Source organism: Xenorhabdus eapokensis, from assembly GCF_001908105.1.
Genome location: NZ_MKGQ01000109.1, coordinates 1 through 1,328, shown reverse-complemented (window position 1 = coordinate 1,328; position 1,328 = coordinate 1). Strand labels below are relative to the sequence as shown.

Annotated in this window: 1 protein-coding gene; it reads right to left on the bottom strand. The window is 52.3% G+C overall.

The window, feature by feature from the left end; genetic code table 11:
* The coding region (locus Xedl_RS19565) for an S-type pyocin domain-containing protein (protein ID WP_208605109.1) at positions 1-1,304 on the bottom strand (1,304 nt) is incomplete at its 3' end.
* Between the last annotated feature and the right edge of the window lie 24 nt (positions 1,305-1,328).

Below are 1,328 nucleotides of genomic sequence, written 5' to 3'. Positions count from 1 at the left end.
CCGTCCCGCCACGTTGGCTGCTCTGGGATTTCCAGGCCGGGTGTTTGACCGGTCATGCTCGGATCATCAAGTGGCACGGTGTTGACATTGATTGGCGTACCACGCTGGTTAAAATATTGAGGTAATTCCTGCGGTGATAATGCCTTATACATTGACGACGCGTTAGTGTACCAGACCAGTATAGGCGAATCCGCGCCATCCTCCCGAAATTCGTATGTTCCCGGTGCGGTTTGCTTCACGTGACGCACTTTAACCGTATCCATGCCACTTCCTTCGCGGGTATGGTAACCAACCACCTTCACTTTTCCGCTCTTCTCATCCTCCACAAAACGATAGCGAACACGGGTCTCTGCACGGCCTTTTTGATCAGCCAGTTGTTTCAGTCTTTCGAGCTGGTGTTGAGCCGTGTCACTGTCAGCGCCAAATGCCCGTTTCAGAGCCCCCCAGGCTAACTGTGCCCGGTCCGTCGGTGTGGAAGAGACAATGGCGGCCATGAACAGCTTCTCTTTCTCAGAAATCAGTGGCGGAGCGCTTTCGGTTTCCCATGATCCATCGTTATTACTCGCCGTACCCACTGCCGCACCCAATGCCATCTGCGTTTCCATTGCCTGAAACACCAGCGGATGGGCTTGTGCCGGTGGCACCACTTGATCAAGCAGCCACCCTATCGGCACCATATACCATGGCGGCGTGTTTTTATCCTGCGCCGCAGAAGCCGTTGCGGATGCCTGCGATGTGGGTGCTGGCAGGTAAACCTGCAATTGACCAAAATTGGCTGCGGGCTCGGTTTCTGTACCCGCATCGGTGCAACCCAAAGGTTGCAGGCAGGATTTTGCAAATACTGGTTTCACAATGCGTTCGACGGCTATCACATGCCGGCGGTTATGTTCGGGTATCACCGTGATGCCCGGATATTCGCGGTCAGTGTAATATTTTGTTTGCAGGGCTTCTTCTGTCCAGCCTTCGATCTTCGGCAGTCCATCACTGAGTTCGCCAGGCATAATCGCGGGGGAGGAACCCGATGCTTTTTCATTTTCCACCGCTGCAACAGAATATTTTTCAACCAGTTGGTCGGCCAGTTTCTGCGCATTCACATGCAGGGTCATGGGCAACGGCGATAAATTTTCTTCCCGCAGAACCCCCTGACCATTCGTCACGCCATTGGCCTTGATCACCCCATCCCGGCTTTTCAGGTAATAGGGAATACCGATTAATGGCTTGCCCTGACTATCCAATAACTGAAATTCCAGCCAGTGTTTGAATGTATTGCAGGGAACACAATCTAATCTTCCTGTGTCACTCATTCGGTTAAATCCTTTATTGATTAA